The sequence below is a fragment of the Halorubrum sp. Atlit-28R genome (assembly GCF_003665955.1).
Lineage (GTDB): Archaea > Halobacteriota > Halobacteria > Halobacteriales > Haloferacaceae > Halorubrum > Halorubrum tropicale.
On record NZ_QPLS01000032.1, the window covers coordinates 1 to 1,253 of the forward strand.

A 1,253-nucleotide genomic window follows, 5' to 3' on the forward strand; every position below is an offset into this window, starting at 1 on the left:
ATCGCCCCGTATATACGCGATGATACTGGCCGGCATCCACCCCCGATACACGCCGTAATTGTGCTTATCTATGTTCTACTTAATTTCCGAAAGATGCCTCGATAAGCCGCCGCTATCACGCGATTTCTTGCTTAACTAAAGACGGATGATGCGATTGCCTACGTCGCAGTTTTTCAGGTAGTTGATTGGCTAGTCGTTGTTGTACGGTCCTTTGTACTTGACTTCTATTTCTAAGATGGCTTCTTCTCCATCAAAGTCTAATGCTCGACGAACCGCTGCGGGGATTCGTACATCACCCCTCTCATTTGTTGTCACGGTCGTCGTGATTGTATCTTGATTAGCCATCATACTACCCGGTCTATTCCACACCTATTTATTGTTTTCCTCCTATATGTGTGTCTGAGTCTGATTTGGGCGAATTAAATCTGCTTTATTTTCCAATTTTCACCTAGTCAATCAGACTGGATGCGTAGTCACAGTATATAGTACGAATTTCTTAACTTATAGACCTACGCCGTATTGCTAATCATTATTTTTACATTTTTAGTGACATCATAAACACTATATTATTCCAGTATATAGGTATATACACGGACTAAAATTGTAGGTCAGACTATCTAAGCATGACACGCAAAAATAAAACCAGCATTGGATTCCTAGTTTCCGATGAGCGACTAGAAGAAATAGATCGAGCAGCCAAAGAAGGTACTTGGGAAAATCGAGCTGCTTACTTGAGGCATATGATAGCAGCAGGAGAGAGTAATGTTGCTGCTCTCGATCCTCGTACTGATAATGAGTCTAATAAATCTCAAAGTGAATACGATAACTACGTTACTGATGAGGACATCATTTCAGAGCTAATTCGGCTCACGCAAGATAGCAAAAAAGACTATGTTACTGTTGATGAATTAGCTGAAGAATTCGTTACGGAACTTAAGAGCGATATGACGGATCGAGTATATCGCATGGCTAATGATAACAGCAGCGAGGTAACAACTGACAAAATGGGCGGATACGGTATTAATAAAAATGAGTAGTACAGGTTCCCCAAATCCTGATGATCCTATAAAATGGATGATTGAAAACTACTATACTCATAAGTCAGAAAGCTCCTATGAAAATGCACTAGATGCTTGCTATCACGGTAAAGTGGCCTTCGTGCCATGGTTAGAAGAAAATGGTCTTTCGCCTAGAGAAGCAAATGAAGATGTAATAAGAGACTATTTTGAATCTTTGAAAACCGAATACAAACC

The 1,253-nt window shown here is 40.3% G+C and carries 2 protein-coding genes; both read left to right on the plus strand.

All coding sequences use genetic code 11. From position 1 onward, the window contains the following. The first annotated feature begins 623 nt into the window (after positions 1-623). Positions 624-1,037 carry a hypothetical protein gene (locus DVK06_RS18545; protein ID WP_147438139.1) on the plus strand — a complete coding sequence of 138 codons (414 nt, stop codon included), beginning with the start codon at positions 624-626 and terminating at the stop codon, positions 1,035-1,037. Then, a partial coding sequence (locus tag DVK06_RS18550) for a hypothetical protein (protein WP_147438140.1) occupies positions 1,030-1,253 on the plus strand: 224 nt, incomplete at its 3' end. The genes DVK06_RS18545 and DVK06_RS18550, both read left to right, overlap by 8 nt.